This is a genomic window from Mesorhizobium sp. M0514 (assembly GCF_040321145.1).
GTDB lineage: Bacteria > Pseudomonadota > Alphaproteobacteria > Rhizobiales > Rhizobiaceae > Mesorhizobium.
Genome location: NZ_JAMYQZ010000019.1, coordinates 19824 through 41769, shown reverse-complemented (window position 1 = coordinate 41769; position 21946 = coordinate 19824). Strand labels below are relative to the sequence as shown.

The 21946-nt window shown below is 59.5% G+C and carries 20 protein-coding genes and 1 pseudogene; 15 read left to right on the top strand and 6 right to left on the bottom strand.

The window, feature by feature from the left end; translation table 11 throughout:
- Positions 1-18: 18 nt before the first annotated feature.
- From NKI61_RS10645 to NKI61_RS10595, 11 genes and pseudogenes are all read left to right on the top strand, one after another.
- Complete coding sequence (locus tag NKI61_RS10645; RefSeq protein ID WP_352839368.1) at positions 19-318, top strand: hypothetical protein; 300 nt, start codon at positions 19-21, stop codon at positions 316-318.
- On the top strand, positions 315-1463 hold the full coding sequence (locus tag NKI61_RS10640; protein ID WP_352839366.1) for a helix-turn-helix domain-containing protein: 1149 nt from the start codon (positions 315-317) through the stop codon (positions 1461-1463). The genes NKI61_RS10645 and NKI61_RS10640 overlap by 4 nt, the downstream gene beginning before the upstream one ends.
- 200 nt (positions 1464-1663) lie before the next feature.
- A complete protein-coding gene (locus NKI61_RS10635) occupies positions 1664-1993 on the top strand; it encodes an AlbA family DNA-binding domain-containing protein (protein ID WP_352839364.1) in 330 nt (109 codons plus the stop codon).
- 122 nt (positions 1994-2115) lie between these two features.
- Positions 2116-2481 carry a hypothetical protein gene (locus NKI61_RS10630; RefSeq protein ID WP_352839362.1) on the top strand — a complete coding sequence of 122 codons (366 nt, stop codon included), beginning with the start codon at positions 2116-2118 and terminating at the stop codon, positions 2479-2481.
- A 314-nt stretch (positions 2482-2795) separates the two neighbouring features.
- Positions 2796-3260 (top strand): hypothetical protein, encoded by a 465-nt coding sequence (locus NKI61_RS10625; RefSeq protein ID WP_352839360.1) that lies wholly within the window; start codon positions 2796-2798, stop codon positions 3258-3260.
- Positions 3250-4032 carry a hypothetical protein gene (locus tag NKI61_RS10620; RefSeq protein WP_352839359.1) on the top strand — a complete coding sequence of 261 codons (783 nt, stop codon included), beginning with the start codon at positions 3250-3252 and terminating at the stop codon, positions 4030-4032. The genes NKI61_RS10625 and NKI61_RS10620 overlap by 11 nt, the downstream gene beginning before the upstream one ends.
- 241 nt (positions 4033-4273) lie before the next feature.
- Complete coding sequence (locus tag NKI61_RS10615; RefSeq protein WP_352839357.1) at positions 4274-4570, top strand: DUF2604 domain-containing protein; 297 nt, start codon at positions 4274-4276, stop codon at positions 4568-4570.
- Positions 4563-5180 (top strand): putative metal-binding protein, encoded by a 618-nt coding sequence (locus NKI61_RS10610; protein ID WP_352839356.1) that lies wholly within the window; start codon positions 4563-4565, stop codon positions 5178-5180. The genes NKI61_RS10615 and NKI61_RS10610 overlap by 8 nt, the downstream gene beginning before the upstream one ends.
- Positions 5177-5665 carry a Mov34/MPN/PAD-1 family protein gene (locus tag NKI61_RS10605; protein ID WP_352839354.1) on the top strand — a complete coding sequence of 163 codons (489 nt, stop codon included), beginning with the start codon at positions 5177-5179 and terminating at the stop codon, positions 5663-5665. Before NKI61_RS10610 ends, NKI61_RS10605 begins: the two co-directional genes overlap by 4 nt.
- A 2-nt stretch (positions 5666-5667) precedes the next feature.
- Positions 5668-6104, top strand: a pseudogene (locus NKI61_RS10600) (E2 ligase fold family C protein); the annotation flags it as partial.
- A complete protein-coding gene (locus NKI61_RS10595) occupies positions 6078-7223 on the top strand; it encodes a ThiF family adenylyltransferase (protein WP_352839430.1) in 1146 nt (381 codons plus the stop codon). The pseudogene NKI61_RS10600 and the gene NKI61_RS10595, both read left to right, overlap by 27 nt.
- Positions 7224-7421: 198 nt before the next feature.
- Here the strand turns inward: NKI61_RS10595 and NKI61_RS10590 are convergent, their stop codons facing one another.
- Positions 7422-8837: a mannose-1-phosphate guanylyltransferase/mannose-6-phosphate isomerase gene (locus NKI61_RS10590; protein ID WP_352839353.1), complete on the bottom strand. Its 1416-nt coding sequence runs from the start codon at positions 8835-8837 to the stop codon at positions 7422-7424.
- Positions 8838-9076: 239 nt separating this feature from the next.
- A complete protein-coding gene (locus NKI61_RS10585) occupies positions 9077-10063 on the bottom strand; it encodes a nodulation protein NodZ (protein WP_352544195.1) in 987 nt (328 codons plus the stop codon).
- 993 nt (positions 10064-11056) lie between these two features.
- Here NKI61_RS10585 and gmd point away from each other — a divergent pair.
- The 3 genes from gmd (at position 11057) to NKI61_RS10570 (ending at position 14843) form a co-directional block, all read left to right on the top strand.
- Entirely contained in the window at positions 11057-12127 is a 1071-nt protein-coding gene (gene gmd, locus NKI61_RS10580) for a GDP-mannose 4,6-dehydratase (RefSeq protein ID WP_023672397.1), read from the top strand.
- Positions 12127-13071: a GDP-L-fucose synthase gene (fcl, locus tag NKI61_RS10575; protein ID WP_352839352.1), complete on the top strand. Its 945-nt coding sequence runs from the start codon at positions 12127-12129 to the stop codon at positions 13069-13071. Before gmd ends, fcl begins: the two co-directional genes overlap by 1 nt.
- 350 nt (positions 13072-13421) lie before the next feature.
- Entirely contained in the window at positions 13422-14843 is a 1422-nt protein-coding gene (locus tag NKI61_RS10570) for a phosphomannomutase (RefSeq protein ID WP_352839351.1), read from the top strand.
- A gap of 187 nt (positions 14844-15030) precedes the next feature.
- Here NKI61_RS10570 and NKI61_RS10565 read toward each other — a convergent pair whose 3' ends face one another.
- The 4 genes from NKI61_RS10565 to pdxR all read right to left on the bottom strand — a co-directional run bounded on the left by NKI61_RS10565 (position 15031) and on the right by pdxR (position 20580).
- Complete coding sequence (locus NKI61_RS10565; protein WP_352839349.1) at positions 15031-17427, bottom strand: transketolase; 2397 nt, start codon at positions 17425-17427, stop codon at positions 15031-15033.
- Positions 17428-17478: 51 nt separating this feature from the next.
- Positions 17479-18429 (bottom strand): PDR/VanB family oxidoreductase, encoded by a 951-nt coding sequence (locus tag NKI61_RS10560; protein ID WP_352839347.1) that lies wholly within the window; start codon positions 18427-18429, stop codon positions 17479-17481.
- A gap of 6 nt (positions 18430-18435) precedes the next feature.
- Positions 18436-18927 carry an MOSC domain-containing protein gene (locus NKI61_RS10555; protein WP_023711837.1) on the bottom strand — a complete coding sequence of 164 codons (492 nt, stop codon included), beginning with the start codon at positions 18925-18927 and terminating at the stop codon, positions 18436-18438.
- Between the two features lie 156 nt (positions 18928-19083).
- Positions 19084-20580 (bottom strand): MocR-like pyridoxine biosynthesis transcription factor PdxR, encoded by a 1497-nt coding sequence (gene pdxR, locus NKI61_RS10550; RefSeq protein ID WP_502899891.1) that lies wholly within the window; start codon positions 20578-20580, stop codon positions 19084-19086.
- Between the two features lie 83 nt (positions 20581-20663).
- Between pdxR and NKI61_RS10545 the strand changes: the two genes are divergently transcribed.
- Positions 20664-21896 carry a trans-sulfuration enzyme family protein gene (locus NKI61_RS10545; protein ID WP_023711839.1) on the top strand — a complete coding sequence of 411 codons (1233 nt, stop codon included), beginning with the start codon at positions 20664-20666 and terminating at the stop codon, positions 21894-21896.
- The last annotated feature ends 50 nt before the right edge of the window (positions 21897-21946 follow it).

Genomic DNA, 21946 nt, shown 5'->3' with positions numbered 1-21946 from the left:
GATGGAGCCGCGGTTGCCATGAAGCTGATGGGGATATCGAGGTTGCACGAACTTGCGCGTCGTGCCCGTGACTGCCTTGACGGAGCCGTACCGGCACTGGTTGCCGAGCTCGAGGCAGGGTCCTGGCGATCGATGGATCAAATCGCTGAGTTCTACCCGTCGGCCGTCATCGATGGCATCAAGGTCCGAATCCTACTCGACGGTGGCTATCGGATCGATCTGCTCGCTGACTGCGAGGCGCAGATGGTTCTCATTGAATATGCGGGCGCGACTAGCGGGGCACGCGCCAAGGGCAAAACAGGGAGCAAGGTTACATGACGGTTCGACCTATACGTACGCACGAGGACCACCAATCGGCACTCAAACGTGCCGCGGCGCTGTTCGGGCATAAGAGCCCAAAGGATCGCGACGAGCTCGAAGTGCTGCAGGCCGTCATCGAACGATGGGAGCGATCACAGCATCCCGTCAAGGCAGCCACCCCTTCTCAGGCGATCAAGTTTCGCATGGCACAGACAGGACTGTCCCAACGCGATCTGATGGCATATCTCGGAAGCAAATCTCGAGTTTCCGAGATACTCAACGGCCAGCGACAGCCGACGGTTGATCAGATCAGAGCACTGCACCAGCACTTGGGCATTCCAGTTGCTTCGCTGATCGGCTCGTTCAAGCACGAGCCTGCGACGGGTGCCTCGAGCACCTCGATGGCGGCGGAGGGGAAGCTTCGGAAGCTTGGCGTGATGAAAGCGAAAGACAATCTCGCTGGCTTTTTATCGCGTTCGAAAGCTTCTACCCCTGCGGTCGCCATGTTGCGCAAGACCAGGACTGAACGTACCAATGCCAAGACGGACTTGGCAGCGCTAGAAGCGTGGTGTGCGGCGGTATTGATGCGCGCTGAGAAAATCAAAATCAAGAAGATGGACATAAGTGACCCGGAAAAAACTGCCAGACAACTTGCACAGATAAGCATATTTCCTGACTGGAATGCTCGTATTTTTTCTGAGCTACATCGAATTGGAATAATATTAGTTGTATTGGAACATATGCCAGGAACATTCCTTGACGGTGCTGCGATGTGCAGGGGAGACGGTGTTCCAGTGATAGCGCTGACCCTTCGCCACGATCGTTTGGACAATTTCTGGTTTACGCTGTTGCATGAGTTTTCTCACGTGGTTTGCCACTTGAGCTCTGATCGACAGGTCATTTTGGACGATCTGGATGTGGCGAGTTCGGAAACCATAGAAGCGGAGGCGGACTCGTTTGCACGAAACGCTCTTATACCTCCTGCCATATGGAGGCGGATCGACAAGGACAGCAGCACGGAGGAGGTCTTGGAGGCGGCGCAGAAAGCTGGCGTGCATCCTGCGATCTCCGCCGGTCGCTGGCGATTCGAGCATTCGGACTATCGCCGCTTTTCCAAGCTGATCGGTCGGGGTGAGGTGAAGACCGCTCTTATGCGGGCCTAAGCCACGATGTCATAATCGTACAACCGCGACTGTAGCGAGTTCGCTTGGGATATCAGCTAACGGGAAGCTGCAAGGTTGGGGTCAACGTCTGACATGGAGGCGCATTGCCGCCCGGCAGCATTGGGCCGTTACGGTCTGGCAGCTTTGGGAAACGGGATCTAGGAAGCAGACTTGATAGCCCCACGATGCTATGCAGCGCCATGATCGAACGCCCCTTGGATCAGATCACGCTTGACGAAATCGAGGCGCTGGTGACTTTCCGGCGTAGCGAGAGCCGAACGCTGGATTTCAAGGAAGCGCTCCCGGCAGGCGACCACAAGGGCGTCCGGGATTTCCTCGCCGATGTGACCGCGTTCGCAAATACCGATGGCGGCGATATCATCATCGGCGTGCGCGACGACAAGAACGGCGTCGCCGCCGAAGTGGTCGGGATCGGCCGGATCGGGCTTGACCAGGAGTTGAGGCGCATCGACGATCAGTTACGCACGCTCGTTGATCACCGTGTCCCGCAGTTCGCGCTCGGGAACTAACGCGGCCCGACGGCACCGTCGTACTCGTGATGCGCGTCTGCGCCAGCCTCGTCGCCCCCCATAGGGTCACATACGACAAGAGCAGCCGCTTCCTCCGGCGCGCTAACAGGAGCAATTTCGAGATGACCACGACCGAGCTCAGGCAAGCCTTCGCCGCATCTCAAGATTTCCCGAACCGCGTCCGGGATCTCCACCGCAAAGCGGTCGAGGCGATTACAGGCAAGGACATGTCGAGACGCATCGTCGATCGGCCAACGCTCATCCTGACCATCGCGCCGCTGTCTGTGCTTCGCGAGGCGCGGGATATCTCTGTCTCACGGGACTATGCCGTCCTTCCGCCAGAGCCCATGGGCGGCATCCACTACATGGTTGGGCTAGACGGACTGATCGTCCTTGTCGATGTCGATCAGGAGCAGGGCGCGCGCCTGGTCGGTCAATCACCGGATCGGCTATGTCGACCTTGCCTGGGCGATTGGCCGCGAGGTTGATGGGAAGAAGATCATCTGGCCAAAGTATGTCGTTGATCACCTGCTTGGCGCAGTGGTGAGCTTGATCGCGAGACTGCGGCCTCATGGGATCGAAGGACCGTGGATTGTTATGGCGACGATGACGGGGATCAAGGACTACCGTTTGATCCTCGGCGACGGCTATTCTGTCGGGCCCGCCTGGCAGGATCCGGCCATCTTAGTGAGGTCGTTGACGACGCGATGGCGGAAGGCGCGCTGCAGCCCCTCACCGAAGGATTCTGGCGCCTCGGCGTCGACCAGCCATCAAAGCTCTAACGGTAGATCGGAAGGCTCGGATGGACGCGCGCTATTTCCTGAAAAGCCGCACGGCGTTCGTCCGCTTCTTCTATTCGGAGAGCGCAAAGGCCTTCGTCGATGTGCAACATCGCATCGAGAACCAGCTCCCACCGTTCGACAATCCGCCCTATAGCGAGGACGGCGAGCCCGCCTTCCTTGAGGAATGGATGGATGCCGACACAGTGCTGGAGGTGCTCGGCCTCGCCTGCATCTCGATGCTGTCGGACGCGCTGAAGCTCTATTTCCACACGCTAGCGAACCGCGTGATTGGCTTTTCGTTCCAGAACAAGAAGGCTGCGTTCCGTGGCGGTTTCGTGCCGGCCTACTTCGAGGCGTTGGGCGAGATTCTCGATACCGATTGGAGCGATTGTCCCGCCGATCGCGCGCTGATCGAGCAGATCGCTCTACCTCGCAAATCGCGGCCAGCATGGCGAGGATCTGACGTCATTCCTGGTGACCCATGACAAGGCGACGCTCGATAAGCATCCACGACCATTCTTCGTCAGCGACATAGAGCCGGCGCTCACCTCTGAAGGAGGTTCGCTCGCATCGTTGTTGATGCCGACGATCAAGATCAGTTCGACCGGGCTGGAAAAGGCGATCGATGAGGTCAACGTGCTTGCCGAATGGATCGAGGGCCGGATCGACCACGCCATGACTGGCGGCGCAGCGGCTTCGCCGCGCATTATTCCGCACCCTTTGCGTCCGATAACGAGCGGCGCGGGCTGGCCGGTCAGGTGTTTGATGTCCGATTCGGTGACACCCGCGCCCGAAAACTGTCAGTTCGCCTTCCGGCCCATTGCTTCCAGGCAGCAAAGCGCCGATCCCAGTCGTTCCCGCCACCTTCCCGCGACGCTAAAGCGCTCACTGGCCCGCGAACAAAGGCTTCAGCTTTGTGGCTTGCTGTGTGGGCGCATGCGTTTCGGGTCCCGCCAACGTGTAGCCGATTGGGTAGCGCAGCTAGCCCGGTTCGGCCAGGATTCGGGCACGCGAACCCTCGGCCCAGGCCACCTCAATCGCCAGCCGGGCCTTGCGAACATAGAAATCCGGTACGTCATGCTGCGTCCCGCGCGGCCGCGCGACCGTCCGGGTGATTACGCGCTCGTGCACTGCGTGCTGCCCATCGGGAGCATCGATTTCGCAAGTACGCGAGAAGACTTGAAACTTGGCTTTTCGAGCGCACGGGTCGTCGCAAACGAGAAGCTGGTCCTGCCAAGCCGGTGGTTGCGCAATTAGGTACGGCGCCAATATTTTATCAATGCTCTAATCGATTATAGTTTGAAGAGCAGTTTCGGCCAGTTTACTTGCCGCTCAAGTCCCGCATAAAAGAAGACAGCACCGATTCGGTAGCTTGTCCCTGTCTTTCGCGTACTCGCGGTTCGTGGTGCCGAGTGGACGATTGAAGACCGCCAGCCCGCTCACCAGCAGGTCTGCACTGGCGCCTTGGGGGCCATTGGTACGCCACAGGAGTAGGGCAATGTCGAAGGATTCGGGCAAGGGCGAAAATCACGGCGGCGGCCCCGGGAAGATCGAGATCACGGTGGTGGTGAACGGGCAGCCCACCCAGGTCGAAGCCAATCCCAACCAGCCGCTTCACGTCGTTCGCACCAAAGCACTTGAGCATACGCAGAACGTCGCCCAACCGGCCGAGAATTGGGAATTCAAGGATGAGGCCGGCACCTTGCTCGACGTCGACAAGAAGATTGGCGATTTCGGTTTCGCGAACACTGTGACCCTGTTTCTCAGCCTGAAGGCGGGTATCGCAGGTGCCTGAACTCCAAACTGCGGACCCGGAGGTCTCCCGAGCGAAGTTCGATCGGCAGATCGGCTGGTTCCGGCCATATGCTGATGCCTATCGCGCTCAAGGATGCTTCTTGATCGAGGCGAGCTTCCCGAGCGCTTTCTTCATATTTGCAAGCCCTAAGTTAAAACCACGGGTTATCGGCGCAGCCATCGAGATCGACTTCACAAACTATGACTTGAGACCACCGTCCGTGGTCTTCGTCGATCTGTTAACGCGTCAGCCGATTGCCCGGAAGGATCTAGCCGTGAAAATGCTCAGACGTCCGCAGCTGCCCGGAACCTCGCCGGAAATCATTTCTAATCTCATCCAGCAGAACGCCGTGCCACTGACGGACTTCATCCAGGCCAACAGTCCCGAAGATCTGCCATTCCTGTGCATGGCAGGAGTCCGGGAGTACCACGATAACCCAGCCCATTCAGGTGACCCATGGCTACTTCATCGGGGTTCTGGCGAAGGCTGTTTGGCCTTCATCTTGGACAAGATCATCAAGTACGGGACTGGGCCCGTGGAGCAGCTGCAGATTCAGCTTCAAATGTCGGTGGGGGGACTGCTGGTATCACCTCAGGCGATTCCAGAATGACCGCGCTGGAGGATGTCAGGACAGTCACTCTCCCTCGAGACTGCGTTTCGCGTGTGCAGGCGCATCTGCGCTCAGTTGGTCGCGAGGGCAATGAGGGAATGGCGCTCTGGGTCGGCGTTCAGCAAGACCAGCACTTTGGCGTAACGGAGACAGTTATCCCAACGCAGCGCCACATCCGAACAAGCGATGGCGTTTGCGTGATTGTTCCGGCCGAAGAACTGCACCGGCTCAATGTCTGGCTCTATAAGCGCGGCTTGCAACTTTTGGCCCAGATCCATAGCCATGCGGGCCGCGCCTACCATTCGACGACCGACGACGCTTATGCGGTCGCTACTACCGTTGGGTGTCTGTCGCTGGTAGTGCCGAATTTCGCCCGCGAGCCTTTCGATCTTGCTCGCGTCGCCGCCTATCGACTTGACGGAAAGGCGAACTGGAATGAAGTCCCGCCTGCGGCACTGGCGCGAATGATGACGATAACGAGCTAACGATGGCCCTTGCTAATTTCATCGACCGCGCCGCCACGGCAGCATCTCAGGTCCTGGCCGACTTTCATCTCGCTGACTTCAAAGCGGCTCTCGAAAAGCAGGTCGTGGCTGTCGCCTTCGACAGCCAAGCCGCTTCGTGTGCCGAGGGCCAGGCGACGCTTGACCTTACGGTCAGGTTGCTTGCCAGACTGTATCCGGTTCTGGCCATACTCCCCCTGGATATGGCCGCGAGCTCTCAAGCCCAAGCGCTCGAGCGCTTGGCAAAGTCGATCAATCCAAAATCAGCATCCGGCATTCCGGCAAGTTTGCGACGGTCTGTGTAGCTGCAGGCGCGGTGCACCCATCACTTCGGTGCCCAACGTTTTTCATGGGATCGCAGGGTTGGGCGGCAAAGCTGTCGCGTACGGACCCGGTGGGCTCTGGCTCGAGCTTGCTGCCCTATGGAGCTGGCGCCGCAAGCTGCTTCGCCGCGGCCAACGTCTTTCGAACCATCTTTGCTTCCCAGCTGACCGGCGCCGAGCTGGACGAGAACATCGACCTCTCTTTACGCACCTACAACAAGAGCAACGCCGGCGATTCCAGCCCCTTGAACTTCCCTGTCGACCTTGGCGAAACGCACCTCGTTGGGCTCGGCGCGATAGGCCATGGCTCGCTCTGGGCGCTGGCGAGGCAATCCGGTCTGTCGGGGCGCCTGCATGTAGTTGATCACGAAGCTGTCGAACTCTCAAACCTGCAGCGCTACGTGTTGGCAGGTCAGGCGGAGGTCGGCCTCTCTAAGGCGGCCCTCGCAACCAACGCCCTTCGGTCCACCGCCCTTGAAGTCGAGGCGCACCCTATGAAGTGGGCAGAATATGTCGCGCGCCGGAGCGACTGGGTATTCGACCGAGTGGGTGTGGCGCTTGACACCGCCGCCGACCGTCTAGCTGTCCAAGGTGCTCTGCCTCGATGGATCGCGAACGCCTGGACTCAGGAGCAAGATCTAGGCATCTCGCGGCATGGTTTCGATGACGGCCAGGCTTGCCTTTGCTGCATGTACATGCCGACCGGCAAATCCAAGGACGAACACCAACTGGTCGCGGAGGAACTCGGAATGCCGGAAGCACAAGATGAGGTAAAAACGCTCCTGCAGTCCAATACCGGAGTCCCCAATGAGTTCGTAGCTCGGGTGGCTACGGCGATGGTTGTGCCGTTTGAGCCGCTCGCCGCGTTTGTTGGCCAGCCCCTCCGTTCCTTTTATCAGCAGGCTATCTGCGGCGGTCTGGTGTTCCAGCTTAGCGAAGGAAGTCGTCTCGTTCGAACCGTGGTTCCGATGGCCTTTCAATCAGCGCTTGCCGGGATCATGCTTGCCGCAGACCTGGTCAAGCATAGTGCGGGTTTTCCGATGAGTCCGACAACCAGCACTCGCGTGAATCTACTGCGCCCCCTTGGTTCTCACCTCCATGATCCGAAAGCCAAAGATTCCAGCGGCCGCTGCATCTGCAGCGATGAGGATTTCATTGCCGCCTACAGGCTGAAATACGGCTGTGCCGTTGAACAGCTGAGCAACGGGTCCGCCTAAGAAAGATCTGAAGTCTTCGTTACCGCGGACGGCGCGCTGTCAAGCGCTCACCGATGTTTTGGGCCACGATCGAGTGCCTGATGAGAGTGCGGGGCGGATTATGACACGCTCGGGCCGCTGCTTGCCAATGTCAGGCCCAGTACCCACGACAGAGATCCTTGAGGGACGGCTCGCCGTTAACGTTTTTTGTACTGCTATCTACGTTCGACCATATTCGTCGTCGAAGCGAACGATATCATCCTCGGCGAGATAATCGCCGCTCTGCACTTCAATGATCACCAGGTCAATTCTGCCTGGGTTCTCGAGCCGATGCTTATGGCCGCAGGGGATGTAGGTAGATTCGTTTGTCCCCAGGAACAGCTCCTGCTCGCCATTGACGATTTTGGCGGAGCCGCTGACCACGACCCAGTGCTCCGAACGATGATAGTGCATCTGCAGGCTCAACTGGCGACCGGGCTTCACCTCGATGCGTTTGATCTTGAAGCGCTCGCCTTCCTCCAGAACCGTATAGGTACCCCACGGCCGGTGTACCGTGCTATGGACCAGATGAGCTTCATGTCCCGAAGCCTTGAGGCCCTCGAAGAGCTTCTTAACGTCCTGAACGCGGTCGCGGGATGTGACAAGCAAAGCGTCCGGGGAATCCACGATCACCAGATCGCTTATACCCACCGTGCCGATGACGCGCTTCTCGGAGCTCACATAGGTGCCGGTCGTGTCGACCATGTGCACATCGCCGCGTATCCTGTTCCCGCTTTCGTCGGGGGCGATCAAATCGGCCATTGCGTTCCAAGATCCGACGTCGTTCCAATCCATGTCGCACGGAATCACGGCAAGTCTGTTAGTCTTCTCCATGACAGCGTGGTCGAGCGAGATTCGCGGCGCGGAACCGAAATGCTCAGGCGCGAGTTCGATTTTGGCAAAGCCTTGGCATTGACTGGCGCGGCCATTCTCGTAGCTGTCGGCGACGGCCTGGAGCACCTCGGGACAATGCAAAGCCATCTCGTCGAGCATGGTTTGTGCACTGAAGCAGAAGATGCCGGCGTTCCAGAAGAAGCATTTGGACGCGACATAGGCTTTGGCAGTATTCAGATCCGGTTTTTCAACGAAACGGACGACGTTCTCACCATCTGCTTCGATGTAGCCGAATGCTGTGTCCGGTCTGGTTGGAGTGATGCCCAATGTGGCGATCCGCCCGAGCTTCGCATGTTCCATGGCCACGCCCATGACGTCTAGAAACGCAGGCAAGTTGCCAATCAGGTGATCGGCCGGGAAGACGCACAGAATCGCGTCAGGGCCTTGCGTGGCCCTCGCATGGATCGCGGCTGCCGCCACGGCGGCGGCCGTATCCCGAGCTTCGGGCTCGAGTAGAAAGGTGCGTGGCAGGACCACGGAATCCAGTTCGTCAAATTCGTCCTTGGTCAGGAAGAGGTGTTCCCCAGATGTCACAGCGACGAGTTCCACGACACCTTCTATCGAAGCGGCGCGCAGCACAGTTTGCTGAATGAGAGAATATCCATCCGCTACTTTGAGGAAAGGTTTGGGGTGCGATTGCCTTGAGGCGGGCCATAGCCGCGATCCGGCTCCGCCGCTGATGATCACGGGAATCACTTTCATAACCAACCTCAATTTCGTCTCTGGAGTGATCGCCCGCGTCTTTCGAGCGTCAGCGTCACGATCGCCGTCGCTCTGGCTTGTCTGCGGCCCCCGCGTAACGGCGCAGTTCTGGCGCGTTGCAGGCGGCGTCAGATGACGACGCTATCGGTAATGTACGACGCCTCCACTGGCGTCGGTGAGAAATGCGCATTCAACTATGCCTGTTGGTTGCGTCTGCCGAATTGCGCAGGTGGCGGGTCTTAACTGAGATCAGAGACTTGGCTGCCTTCTATCAAAGTCAAACGACTTGGCTCTTTCAGATCGAATTCAATTACCCGTGGTGCGAAAAGGCGTGCATATCGTGTAAAGGCGCTCGTCGGGGGAAACCGAATTACGGTATCGCAGCGCCCGAGAAGATACATCTCAACGAGGGCGGAAATTCCGCCGTCAATCCCGAGTGCTGCAGTGTGTAAGGGGCCACCTTGATTGGATCCGAAGTGCTTCGGGACAGTGAGCAGATCGGGAAACCTGGCCGACAGAAGATCCAGTATCCGCGCGCTGTCCGTGCATAAGAACAGCCGCACAGGCCTAGGATGCGGTAACGCCTTAGCCTTGTCAATTGCAGCGCACACTTGCCGAACGGCGAGCTCCGGATCGGCCCAGTAGGGCGCATGCTCCATGATGTCTTCACCGTTACCGTGCCGAACATGAATCCCGATGATGCTGTGCCCCTCAAAACATTCCTGATAAATGGCATCTATGCGGGCTTGAATTTCTGGCCGAGGCTGGACACTTTGGAACACCTGCCGCTCTGCATCCTCATCGCACCGCCACATCAGACAAGCGTCACACACTACTGTGTTCGCTTCGACATCGTGTTCGGCCTGAAAGAGCTCGCCCAACTCATCGCGCTCTTGGAAAATCTGCTCATCTGGCCGGTACAGGCACTCGATCGCCGGCCTGTTCCACCACTCCGGGAAGAATGGACCAGGGAAGGAAACGTCGTTGATCCGGTCGTCGGAAATAGCCGGCACCCCAGCGATGTCATTGATCGGCTGGAAGAACACCGGAAACGCATTTGTTAAGGGTTGGTCGAGGTAGCAGGCCCCCCGCCAGTCGATGACTAGAGTTCGTCCCGACCGCTGCGCGTAGCGCCAAGCGGCCGCCAACGACCACAGACAATCACCGAACCCCGTACGCCTCCGAGAGACGACGAACCGGCGCTTTTCCAATCCACTAACATGCATTTTCGGAAATCTCGTTTCGGAGAGGAGGTTGCATCCGGTTTGGAATCCTTAGTCGACACTAGTAGACCCTGTCGCCGGGCCCTTGGCAGAGGCCGGGCCATAGGGCAGAAGAGCTCACTCGGCACTGCCCACTAATCCCGTGACGCTCGCAAAGCTTGAAGCCGATGCCCTTGCTTGGGGTTGCCCTCGCTTCCGGTTCAGCCTTCTCTACTGGGCCTCCGCGGCATATGTAAAATCTATTGAGTGGATGCCGGCCATCCATGTGTTGGATGCCATGATGAAGGGGCTCGGCTGACGCGGGCCCGGTCAATAGAGCCGAAACAGCCGGAACGCTACGACACGGCCTGCCGAAGAAAATCATTCCGTCGACGCCGTACGCCAAGGGTGCAAGGCTGCATACAGCAACCGGTACCGGGCGAGATGAGGTCGACGGCTCGACGCGCCTGGAACCAGCTGATCGACAGAATCCGCAGTCGGCTCCCAAAGTTCTGCACGACCTGTGCCGGATGCTGTGGTGACGGCTCGCGGCCACGAACTTTGTCCTCGCCCCGAACGGAAGCTCGCGCTACGACTCCGGGCCGGCGATGCCCCCGCCGCTCGCTCAGACCATCCATTCTGTGGATGCACTTTATCCAAACAATCGATTTCACGGATCCAAACAATTCCCATTAGAAGACGCTGAAGCAAGAAAGAAAGGCGTCCTCACTCGCTGATAGAAGAGCAAATCAGCTGCAAGGTGCTGGGAGTACATGTCGCTCAGGGCGTGAGCTGAGCGGCACTCAGACCGCGTGTACGAGTCCGACAGGTTAGCGGCGCGACTCTATTTTTGCTCGTGACTCTAAGCAGAGCAGGTGTGCTCGGCTGGCGGACCGTCAATGACGATCTTCGCGCCGCATCTGTCGAAGTGCTCCATAGGGCACGGGGCGGGCCGCACATTGTGTCGGCGTGGCGAGCCGGAGCCGAAACTTTAAACTTTAATAGAGCAGGAATAGAATGGGTGATAGCAGGAAAGTTGCTCTTATTACGGGCATAACTGGACAGGATGGTGCCTATCTTGCCCGTCTTCTTCTCAAAAAAGACTACATCGTTCATGGGATTAAGCGACGTTCCTCTTCCTTCAACACCGGTCGTATCGAAGACCTCTACCAAGACCCGCACGAATCCGATCCGCGCTTAATCTTGCATTACGGTGATCTCACTGATTCGACTAACCTCATCCGCGTGGTTCAGGAATCTCAGCCAGACGAAATTTACAACTTGGCTGCTCAGAGCCATGTCCAGGTGTCTTTCGAAACACCTGAGTACACAGCAAACGCGGACGGTATCGGTACATTGCGACTTCTTGAGGCGATTCGCCTCCTCGGTCTGACGGACAAGACCCGCTTCTATCAAGCCTCGACGTCAGAGCTATACGGCCTCGTGCAGTCCGTACCGCAGAACGAAACGACGCCCTTTTATCCGCGCAGCCCTTACGCCGCCGCCAAGCTCTACGCCTACTGGATGGTCGTCAATTATCGCGAGGGCTATGGTATGCACGCTTCCAACGGCATTCTTTTTAATCACGAAAGCCCCCTTCGTGGCGAAACTTTTGTGACGCGCAAGATCACCCGCGCTGCCGCTGCTATTTACCTGGGCAAGCAGGACAAGCTTTATCTCGGCAATCTCGATGCTCAACGCGATTGGGGCCATGCGCGTGAGTACGTGCGAGGTATGTGGATGATGATGCAGCAGGATCAACCGGATGATTACGTGCTGGCTACGGGCAAAACGACTCCTGTCCGCCAATTCGTCGAGTGGGCTTTCGAAGATGTCGGCGTCGAGATCGAATGGCGTGGCAAGGGTGTCGACGAAAAGGGCTATGATCTAGCGAGCGGCAGATGCCTAGTCCAAGTGGACCCACGCTACTTCCGCCCCACGGAAGTCGATCTTCTCCTGGGTGACGCTACCAAGGCGAAGGAGAAGCTCGGCTGGGTGCATGAGATATCCGTGCGCGACCTTGCTGCGGAAATGGTCCGCGAAGACCTGAAGGTCATGCAGACATCTGTAGTCATGAAGGAAGCGTAATGTATGATCTGAACGGAAAAACCGTGTGGGTCGCTGGCCATAAAGGTATGGTGGGCAGCGCTGTTGTACGCCGCCTCGCGTCCGAAGACTGCAAAGTTGTGGCCGCCCCTCGGGGAGAGCTAGATCTCAAGCGACAGGCCGAAGTTGAAAACTTCGTGGCAGTGATGAAACCGGACGCTATCGTTATGGCGGCGGCAAAGGTAGGCGGCATTCTCGCGAACGCCACCTATCCGGTCGACTTTCTTTACGACAATCTGATGATCGAGGCCAATATCTTCGCGGCAGCCCACGAAAACAATGTCGACCGCGTCCTCTTCCTCGGCTCGTCTTGCATCTATCCGAAGATGGCACCACAGCCCATTCCTGAAAGCGCGCTTTTGACCGGGCCACTAGAGCGCACCAACGAATGCTACGCCGTCGCCAAGATCACCGGCATCAAAATGGCTCAAGCCTATCGCGAGCAATATGGCCGCGATTACATCTCCGCTATGCCGACGAATCTCTACGGGCCAGGCGACAATTATGACTTGCAGTCAGGCCACGTCGTCCCAGCGCTGATCCGGAAAGCGCATGAAGCTAAGCTCATAAGTGATAAGCAAATCACCATCTGGGGCACGGGCACACCACGTCGGGAATTCATGCACGTCGACGACTGCGCCGACGCATTAGTCTTCCTTCTGAAGAACTACTCTGACCATGATCACGTCAATCTCGGCTGCGGACAGGACATCACGATCCTAGAGCTGACAAGAATGATCTGCCGTGTAGTCGGATTTACTGGGGAGATTGCGCATGATCACTCTAGACCTGACGGTACACCGCGAAAGCTGATGAGCGTCGACAAGCTGCGCACTTTGGGATGGGCAGCAAAGATCACTCTCATGGAAGGCATCGAGAGTGCCTATCATGCATTTCTGAACGGGAGCTACACCGAACGGCGATAAATAAAAGGATTTGCTGCGTCTCAGGCCTGTACGCGCTTTCGGGACCCAGAGCTAATGTGGACTGAGACAATCACTCGATGGCGAGCGCTCATGTGAGCCAGCCGCGAGGAGCCCTGCCGGATCTCAACCCCATCCGCTCCAACCTCGTCGCCATGAAGGTCACGGTGCGCTGCCCACGACGACGCCGACCGCGCCAATCCTCACAAGGGTAACCGTACAGAACCGAACGCGTCTACGCTAACGGAATGTACTTCTTGTTCTCGTCCGACGGATCTGTCGATGGGCATTCCGGACGAGCCAAGGTTTGAGCATGTCACCTTTAAAAACCAGTTAGCAACGTCGGATTTGGTATGAAATTCGGAACAAGTGGATTACGGGGCCTAGCGACAGAATTGGCAGGAGCCGCCTCTGCCCTATATGCAACGGCATTCGCGACATTCCTGCTGGAATCCGGCCTGGCGAGAATTGGCGACGAGATGCTCATAGGGCGCGACTTTCGCGCCTCGAGTCCGGCCATCGCCGCCGTCTGTGCGGCGGCACTGTCGGCGCTCGGCTTCATCGTAGTCGATTGCGGCGCAGTCCCCACCCCTGCCCTGGCACTGTATGCTCAGGCGCGTAAGAGTGGTTGTTTGATGATCACAGGCTCGCACATTCCGGCCGACCGTAATGGAATAAAATTCTATCGACCCGACGGTGAGATCGACAAAGGTGATGAGCGGGAGATAACGCGCATCGCCTTGCAGTTGGAGAAGCGCGGATACGTCCTTGAAGGTGCTGTTGCACGTCGGCAGCACCGGGAGGCCGAATGCAAGGCTTTTTTCATGGCGCGCAATCGAAAGCTTATGGAGAATAATGCTCTAAAGGGCTTAACGGTGGGCGTATATCAGCACAGCACAGTCGCGCGCGATCTCTTGGTTGACATTCTCTCATGTCACTGTGCGACGGCCGTAACCCTTGGACGTTCGGAAGGTTTCATTCCTGTCGACACTGAAGCGGTCCCTGACGAGACTGCTCAACAGTTCAAGCTCTGGGCCAAAGAACATCGACTTGATGCGATCGTCTCGGCAGATGGCGATGGTGACCGCCCACTGGTAGCTGACGACCACGGAGACCCCCTTCGTGGTGATTTGTTAGGCCTGGTTACGGCGAACTTCCTGCAAGCGAAGGCGGTCGTCACGCCGGTCACATCAAACTCTGGTATCGAGACCGCAGGTTCTTTCAAAGTTGTACGTACTAAGGTTGGATCGCCATTTGTTATTGCTGCCATGCTCGATTTGGTTGCGTCGGGTCACGAGCGCGTGGTTGGTTTCGAAGCAAACGGTGGTTTGTTGACCGGCACGGACTTTGACCCGAACGGAACTAAACTGCGAGCGCTACCCACACGCGACAGTTTTCTCCCCATCCTTGCGGCACTTTCCCTTGTTAATACAAGTGGGCAGCCACTGTCGGAGATTGGCAGTTCCTTTCAATTGCCAGCGGCGGTGGCGGATCGCTTGGAAAATTTTTCCGTCGAAAGCAGCACTCGCCTCATGACATACCTTCGTACAGCGGAAACTAACATCGCCGCCTTCGTCGGGTCGATTGGAGTGGTAAGCAAGGTTAGCGATGTTGACGGGCTTCGTATCACTCTCGCGGATAAGCGTGTCTTGCATTTGCGTCCATCCGGAAATGCCCCGGAAATGCGGTGCTACGTCGAAGCCGAAAATCGGGAGGACGCGGAGCTTTTGCTCCGGACTGGATTGGATCGAATTCGTAATTGGACGCAAGGCTAAATAAAAGCCGCCTCCCTGCGTATTCCAGGTGACCCTGGGGGTCGCACGAGCTACTCTAGCGCGATCAGAACGTCCACAGTGTCCCTGGCAGCTGTCCGCTTTGAAGCGAACCGGAACGCCCGTGGAAATGGCGGGGCGGTGGACGTGAGCCGATCCGTACCGGCCCGAAGCGTCCGATAGCTCATGGTCAAGGCAGCGCCTTCCGGTAGCGAACAGCCGGTCCCGCACTCACCGCCTGTGCCGCATGTACGATGGCGTTGGTGTCCAGGCCGTGGTGACGGTAGAGGTCCGCAATAGTCCCCGTCTGGCCGAAATGCTCGACCCCGAGCGCCTTCACGCGATGCCCGTTAACCCCACCGAGCCACGCGAGCGTCGCCGGGTGGCCGTCGATCACGGTGACGATGCCGCAGTCACGCGATAGCGGCGCGAGCAGCCGCTCGATATGACTCAGGGCGCCAATCGCGCCACGCTGCCGGGCTCGTTCCGCCGCCTGCCAGCCCGCATTAAGCCGGTCCGCGGAGGTGATCGCGAGCAGCCCGACATCGCGCCGGTCCTCCGCCAGAAGACCCGTCGCGGCAATCGCCTCCGGCGCGACAACGCCTTGGTAAGCAATGACGACACTCGCGTTCGGCCCGGGCGGACGCAGCCAATAGGCGCCATTGACGATGTCCCGCGCGAGCGCCGGTTTCATGTCGCGCAGCGGCTGCTCGAGCGGCCGGGTTGACAGGCGAAGATAGACCGATCCTCCGGTCTGATCACGCAGCCACGTCGTTTCATCCGGATTCCCCTCGCCATTACGTTGCATGTAATCGAAGGCAAAGCGCATGATCACGGACAGTTCGTCGACGAAGGCCGGTTCGAAGGCGCAAAGCCCATCCTGCGCCATGCCGATCAATGGGGTGCCGATCGACTGGTGTGCCCCGCCCTCGGGCGCCAGCGTCACGCCCGAGGGCGTTGCGACCAGCATGAAGCGCGCATCCTGATAGCAGGCGTAGTTTAGCTGGTCGGCCGATCGGTAGATGAAGGGATCATAGACTGTCCCGATCGGCAGTAGGCGCACGCCATTAATCGAGTGCGAGAGACCGAGCGCCCCGAGCATGATCATCAGGTTCGACTCGGCGATCCCGAGCTCGAGGTGCTGCCCCTTCGGCCCAAATTCCCAGGTAAAGGTCGACGGAATGCGTTCGGCCTTGAAGGTGTCCGCCATGGTCTCCCGGGCGAAAAGGCCGCGCCGGTTGACCCAGCCACCGAGATTGGTCGAGACCGTCACATCGGGCGAGGTGGTGACAATGCGGTCGGCAAGCAGACTGCGCTCTCGTGCGATGTCGTTCAGGATCTGGCCGAAGCCCATCTGGGTCGAGAGCGGCTTGCCGGGCTGCCCCGGTGACGGAAGGGTTTCGGGCACCGGCACCGACGGCGCAGACAGCCTCCTACGGCCCTCACTGAAGAACGGCGCCTTTGCGAAGAAGGCGTCAAGTTCCGCTTCCGGCAAGTTGGCGGCCGCCCATTTGTCCCACTCCTCACCCCGCTTTACGCCCATCTGCAGGCGGTAGTCCTCCATCTGCGTGGGCGTCATCTGCCCCGCGTGGTTGTCCTTGTGTCCGGCAAGCGGCAGACCGTAGCCCTTGATGGTGTAACAGATGAAGCAGACGGGACGGTCATGCTTGGACGCCGCCTCGAAGGCTTCGAGGAGGCTCGGCATGTCATGCCCGCCAAGGTTCGTCATCAACGCCTGCAACTCGTCGTCGGAGCGGCGTTCGATCAGAGTGGTTACCCGCCCTTGGTCTCCGATCTCGTCGAGCAGCCGCTTGCGCCAGGCAGCACCCCCTTGGAAGGTCAGCGCCGAATAGAGCTGGTTCGGACAGCGCTCTATCCACTCGAGCAGCTTCTCGCCCCCCGGCTCGGCAAAGGCAGCCTCTTGCAGAGCGCCGTGGCGCAGGACCATCACGTCCCAGCCGAAGTTGCCAAAAATCTGCTCGAACCGCTGCCAGAGGCCCTCCCGGATCACGGCGTCGAGCGACTGGCGATTGTAGTCGACCACCCACCAGCAGTTCCTGAGCCCGTGCTTCCAGCCTTCGATCAGGGCCTCGTAGATGTTGCCCTCATCCATCTCGGCGTCGCCGATCAGGCTGACCATTCGGCCCTCGGCACGCTCCTTCATCCAGCCGTGACCCGAGACGTAGTCCTGCACCAGCGACGAGAACAGCGTCTGAGCAACGCCGAGACCCACCGACCCGGTCGAGAAGTCGACATCGTCGACATCCTTCGTCCGCGAAGGGTAGCTCTGCGCGCCCTTGTAGCCGCGGAAGTTCATGAGCTTTTCGTGAGTCTGGTTGCCCGCCAGATACTGAAGTGCGTGGAAGATCGGCGCCGCATGGGGTTTGACCGCCACCCGATCCTGCGGGCGTAGGACCGAACCGTAGAGCGCGGTCATGATGGTGCTCAGCGACGCGGACGAGGCCTGATGCCCCCCGACCTTGATCTCATCGCCCTCGCGGACGTGGTTGGCGTGGTGGATCGTCCAGGCTGCGAGCCAGGAGACGCAGCGCTCGATCTCGTTCAGATATTCCAGTTTCCTCGTCATTCCGTTTCCCGCAAATAAGCTGCCGGTCTCACAGGACCCCCGCCCAAATGGTCAAAGATCGAGTTTCAACAAACCTGTCGCGCGCGACACGCAGGGGATGAAGCGGTGGCCGCGTGCCTCCTTGGACAGGACGGCATCCCGATGGATCGGCTGTCCCGCCAGCATTGCGCATTCGCAGGTCCCGCACACCCCATTCTCACACGAGGCCATCAACGGCACACCGGCCGCGCGCAGGGCCGCGAGCGCCGTGGTCTGCGCCGAAACCTCGACCATCCTGCCCTCACCCAGTTCTATGACGAATGGTTCCGGTGGCCCGCCATCAAACTCGGGAGGCTGGAAAGTTTCGAAATGAACAGTACCCTCGGGCCAGTGTTCGGCCGCGCGCCCCACAACCGCCATGAAGCCAGGCGGCCCGCAATAGTAAACCTGAACCTCGGCCGAACGGTTCGCCAGCAGCGCGGCGATGTCCTGCCGGGTCTGAGGCTCGTCGTCGAAATGGATCCGCACATTGCCGCCAGGAAGATCGCGCCCGATCGCCGCCAAGAGTGGCGTGAGCGCCCGGCTGCGGGTGAAATAGTGCAACTCGAAGGGCTTGGCCTGCCGGGTGAGCGCGCGCGCCATGGCCAGAATCGGGGTGATCCCGATTCCCCCTGCCAGCAGCAAAGTCGGCCCCTCGCCTGACTTGAGCGCAAAATGGTTGCGTGGCGCGGAGACAGGCAGTGCGGAGCCGACGGCAATGGTTTCGTGGATCCACGCCGAGCCGCCACGGCCGTCATTCTCGCGCTTCACCGCGATGGTGTAGCGGCCCAGCTCGGTCGGGTCGCCGCAAAGTGAATACTGACGCACCTTCCCTTCAGGCAGATGGACGTCGACGTGAGAACCCGCTTCGAACGCCGGCAGCACAGGTTTGCGTGGGTGTTTCAGGTCGATGACCAGCACGTCGCCCGGCTCCTTGCGGACGGCGGTCACGGTCAGCTTCATGATAATACGCGGCGAGGCCATGGCGTTTCACTCGTCGATGGGCAAGATCAGATCACCAGGGCGGATCACGCCCCCGACGTCGATTGTGCAGTTCAGGCCGGAGCGGTTCAGAAGCCCCTCGTAGAGACCCGAAAGCCCGAGCAACTCCTCGATATACTTGCACGGCACATTCATCCGGGCGGCCCTGAGAATCGTTTCCCCGACCCGGAAGCGTTTGCCGACAAGATGGCTAAGCGGAACGCCTCGTGTCGTAAGATTGCGCCGGTGATCTTCGGGTGCGAGCTTGGCCTTGAAGCCCGGAATTCTGGGTTCGCCCTGTGCGATGGCGTCCAAGACTTCAGCTTCGATCAGCGTCACTTCGCGAACGTCAGGACGCGCGGAATAGGTCCCCGTCCCCAGGTAGTAGCGGTCTCCGACAATGCCTTGGCCGGCAATAAGCTGCGCCTGCGCCAGCTCCTCCATTTCATAGGAGGCAGCGGGCGCGATATGGACGTGAAGCAGCTTTCCTCGCCAGGTCATCATCGCTCTCGGAATTCGTCTCGTGGAACCTGCTGCAAAACTGGCCTGATCAACAGCGCCAGTTGCATGGCATTTTACCGGTCCAGTTGGCTGTCTGGAAAGAAATACGAGGGGTCTCGGACCGTTTTCAGCGCCAGCTTTCGACGTCGCCCCGTCTCAGTTGTTCCGCGCCGGCATCGCGTCTTGCACCTGCTTGACAACCTCTCGCAGGACCTCAACGCCCTTCCCGATCTGCCGAATGCTCAAGGCGGCATAGCCCATGACAAGTCCGACGCGATCGGTGCGGCCTTCGTCCGATGGCCGTACGTAGAGCGGCGAGATCAAGTGTAGCCCCAGGCCAGCGTCGCGGGCGGATTCGACCAAGGCCGTTTCCCGCGATCGTGGCAGGTCATTGAACCAAACCGCGACGTGCAGTCCCGCATCAGCTCCCTGGACAGTGATGCGATCCCCGAAGCTGTGCTGCAAGGCACCCAACAACGTTTCCCGACGCTCGCCGTTCAGCCTGCGCACACGGCGCACATGGCTTTCGTAGCCGCCGCTCTCGATCAACGATGCCAGCGCTTCCTGTTCAGCGACCGGCGAATGCCGGTCTGCGAATTGTTTGGCGGTTGCGAAGACCTCCTGCAATTCGGGCGGGAGGACGAGGTAGCCGATGCGCAGCATCGGCGAGAGCGTTTTGGAGATCGTGCCGAGATAGATGACAGCCCCGTGGTCCTCGAGACTGTGCAGCGGAGGGACCGGATTGATGTCGTAGCGATATTCGCTATCGTAGTCGTCCTCGATCACATAGGCGTTGTTGTGCCGCGCCCATTCCAGAAGCTGATGGCGGCGCGCGATCGGCATGACGCCGCCCAGCGGAAACTGATGCGATGGCGTCACATAAGCCAGTCGTGCTCCGATCCCCGCCAGCAACTCGGTCCTCATCCCGTCTTCGTCGACGATGACCGGGATGGGTGAAGCACCCGTACTGGCAAAGACCTGACGCGCCATCCTGTAGCACGGATCCTCGATGACGAAGCGGTCGGCGGGATCGAGAAGCAGGCGCGCGCACAGATCAAGGCCCTGCTGCGAACCGCTGACGATGACGATCTGGTCGAGGTCGCAGCTCAGGGTCCGGGCGCGCCAGAGATATCCCTGAAGCGCCTGGCGGAGCCGGCGCGAGCCGCGAGGATCGTCATAGGCAAGACGCAGCGGGCGCTGCCCCATCGCCTCGTTCATCGCGCGTTTCCAGACCAATGATGGGAAATCCGACGGTGCCAGGTCCCCATAGCGGAACTCGACCTTCAGCCCAGTCGACAGATAATCTGACCAGGGTGACGTCGCGCGCAGCCGCTCGCCATATGCGGACAGGTTGATTGGGCCGACCCGTTTCGCGTGAGTGCGGCCCGTCTCATGGCCGATCAACGAAGACGCAACGCGAGGTCGCGCGCCTTGACGGGCTTCGATGAAACCCTCCGCAGCCAGTTGCTCATAGGCGACCGTCACCGTGGTTCGCGAAACGCCGAGGTCATTTGCCAGGGCCCGGGAGGATGGCAACTGACTGCCGGTTTCGTAGACGCCGCCGAGGATTTGCTCGCGAAGGGCTTCGTATATCTGGCGTGCACCCATCGCATGCAAGCGCGCTGCAGACCCGGCACTTGAAGACTGGACCATCTCTTTCATCGCCAACTGGATATTTCACATTGGCCAGGTTGCCGTCAATCTTTCGGAACCCCAAGAAAGATCGCAGAGGCCGAATGACCAGCTCCCATCAATCCGAAACCGATACTCCCACGGGGTCGCTCAACCGCACCAGCCCCGGATTTGCCACCCGGGCGATCCATCATGGCTACGATCCGGCCGGCTTTTCCAATGCCGTCCAGCCGCCAGTGTTCCTGACGTCAACCTATGGGTTCGAAAGCGTGGCAGCAAACGATGCCGCCGCCGCCCTTGGTGGACGGCTCTATGCGCGCGAATACAATCCCACGACCGAGATCCTCGAGCAGCGGCTCGCGATTCTGGAAGGAGCCGAGGCGGGGCTGGTTGTTGCCTCGGGGATGGCGGCCTTCGGCACTCTGATCCTGTCGCTCCTGTCCCAGGGCGATGAACTCATCGTCCACAAGACGCTTTATGCGAACACGCTTGCCATGGTCGAACAGGCGGTTCCCCGCTTCGGCATCAAGGTCGTCGCGGTCGATCTGTCAAATCCCCAAAATCTCGACGCTGCGATCACCGAGCGGACGCGGCTGGTTTTCTTCGAGACGCCGGTGAATCCGCTGAGCCGCATCCTCGACATAGCGGCAATTGCCGAGCGCGCTCACGCGCGCGGTGTAAGGGTTGCAGTCGACAGCACCTTCGCCTCGCCCGCGCTCCAGCGACCGCTTGAGCACGGGGCGGACATCGTGCTCCATTCGCTGACCAAGTACATCAATGGTCATGGCGATGCCCTTGGCGGGGCGCTTCTCGGCGACGCCCAAACGCTCCGTACGCTGCATGAAACGGGCCTGCGCTACATCACCGGCGCAGCGCTCTCGCCGATGTCAGCTTTCCTGATCCTGCGCGGTCTCAAGACGCTGACGCTGCGTATGGAACGGCACAGCGCCACGGCCCTTGCGGTGGCTCGGGCGCTGGAAGCGCACCCGGCGGTGGCATTTGTGAGTTATCCGTTCCTGGACTCGCACCCTGATCAGGTGACGGCGCGAAAACAGATGTCCAACGGATCGGGCATGTTGGCCTTTGGCCTCCACGCTGGATACGAAGGAGCGCGCCGGATGATGGACCGGCTCAACCTGATCATTCGCGCCGTCAGCCTCGGCGATGCCGACAGCCTCATCTATCATCCAGCAAGCCTCACCCGTGCTCGGCAGCCGATCCGCAAGGATGCCCATTTGGCCGATGGAGTGGGCGAGGACCTCATGCGTCTTTCGGTGGGGCTTGAAGACGCTGATGATCTGATCGCCGATCTGCGGCGGGCTTTGGACGTCTTGTAATGACCTGGCGTGCGGTCACCTCTGCGCTCACACATAGATCTGGAGCCTTG

Excerpts from the sequence above, each read along its gene's own strand:
- NKI61_RS10645 (WP_352839368.1), top strand. The coding sequence starts at position 19 with ATGAAGCTGATGGGGATATCGAGGTTGCACGAACTTGCGCGTCGTGCC.
- NKI61_RS10640 (WP_352839366.1), top strand. The coding sequence starts at position 315 with ATGACGGTTCGACCTATACGTACGCACGAGGACCACCAATCGGCACTC.
- NKI61_RS10635 (WP_352839364.1), top strand. The coding sequence starts at position 1,664 with ATGATCGAACGCCCCTTGGATCAGATCACGCTTGACGAAATCGAGGCG.
- NKI61_RS10630 (WP_352839362.1), top strand. The coding sequence starts at position 2,116 with ATGACCACGACCGAGCTCAGGCAAGCCTTCGCCGCATCTCAAGATTTC.
- NKI61_RS10625 (WP_352839360.1), top strand. The coding sequence starts at position 2,796 with ATGGACGCGCGCTATTTCCTGAAAAGCCGCACGGCGTTCGTCCGCTTC.
- NKI61_RS10615 (WP_352839357.1), top strand. The coding sequence starts at position 4,274 with ATGTCGAAGGATTCGGGCAAGGGCGAAAATCACGGCGGCGGCCCCGGG.
- NKI61_RS10605 (WP_352839354.1), top strand. The coding sequence starts at position 5,177 with ATGACCGCGCTGGAGGATGTCAGGACAGTCACTCTCCCTCGAGACTGC.
- NKI61_RS10590 (WP_352839353.1), bottom strand. The coding sequence starts at position 8,837 with ATGAAAGTGATTCCCGTGATCATCAGCGGCGGAGCCGGATCGCGGCTA.
- NKI61_RS10585 (WP_352544195.1), bottom strand. The coding sequence starts at position 10,063 with ATGCATGTTAGTGGATTGGAAAAGCGCCGGTTCGTCGTCTCTCGGAGG.
- gmd (WP_023672397.1), top strand. The coding sequence starts at position 11,057 with ATGGGTGATAGCAGGAAAGTTGCTCTTATTACGGGCATAACTGGACAG.
- fcl (WP_352839352.1), top strand. The coding sequence starts at position 12,127 with ATGTATGATCTGAACGGAAAAACCGTGTGGGTCGCTGGCCATAAAGGT.
- NKI61_RS10570 (WP_352839351.1), top strand. The coding sequence starts at position 13,422 with ATGAAATTCGGAACAAGTGGATTACGGGGCCTAGCGACAGAATTGGCA.
- NKI61_RS10565 (WP_352839349.1), bottom strand. The coding sequence starts at position 17,427 with ATGACGAGGAAACTGGAATATCTGAACGAGATCGAGCGCTGCGTCTCC.
- NKI61_RS10560 (WP_352839347.1), bottom strand. The coding sequence starts at position 18,429 with ATGGCCTCGCCGCGTATTATCATGAAGCTGACCGTGACCGCCGTCCGC.
- NKI61_RS10555 (WP_023711837.1), bottom strand. The coding sequence starts at position 18,927 with ATGACCTGGCGAGGAAAGCTGCTTCACGTCCATATCGCGCCCGCTGCC.
- pdxR (WP_502899891.1), bottom strand. The coding sequence starts at position 20,580 with ATGGTCCAGTCTTCAAGTGCCGGGTCTGCAGCGCGCTTGCATGCGATG.
- NKI61_RS10545 (WP_023711839.1), top strand. The coding sequence starts at position 20,664 with ATGACCAGCTCCCATCAATCCGAAACCGATACTCCCACGGGGTCGCTC.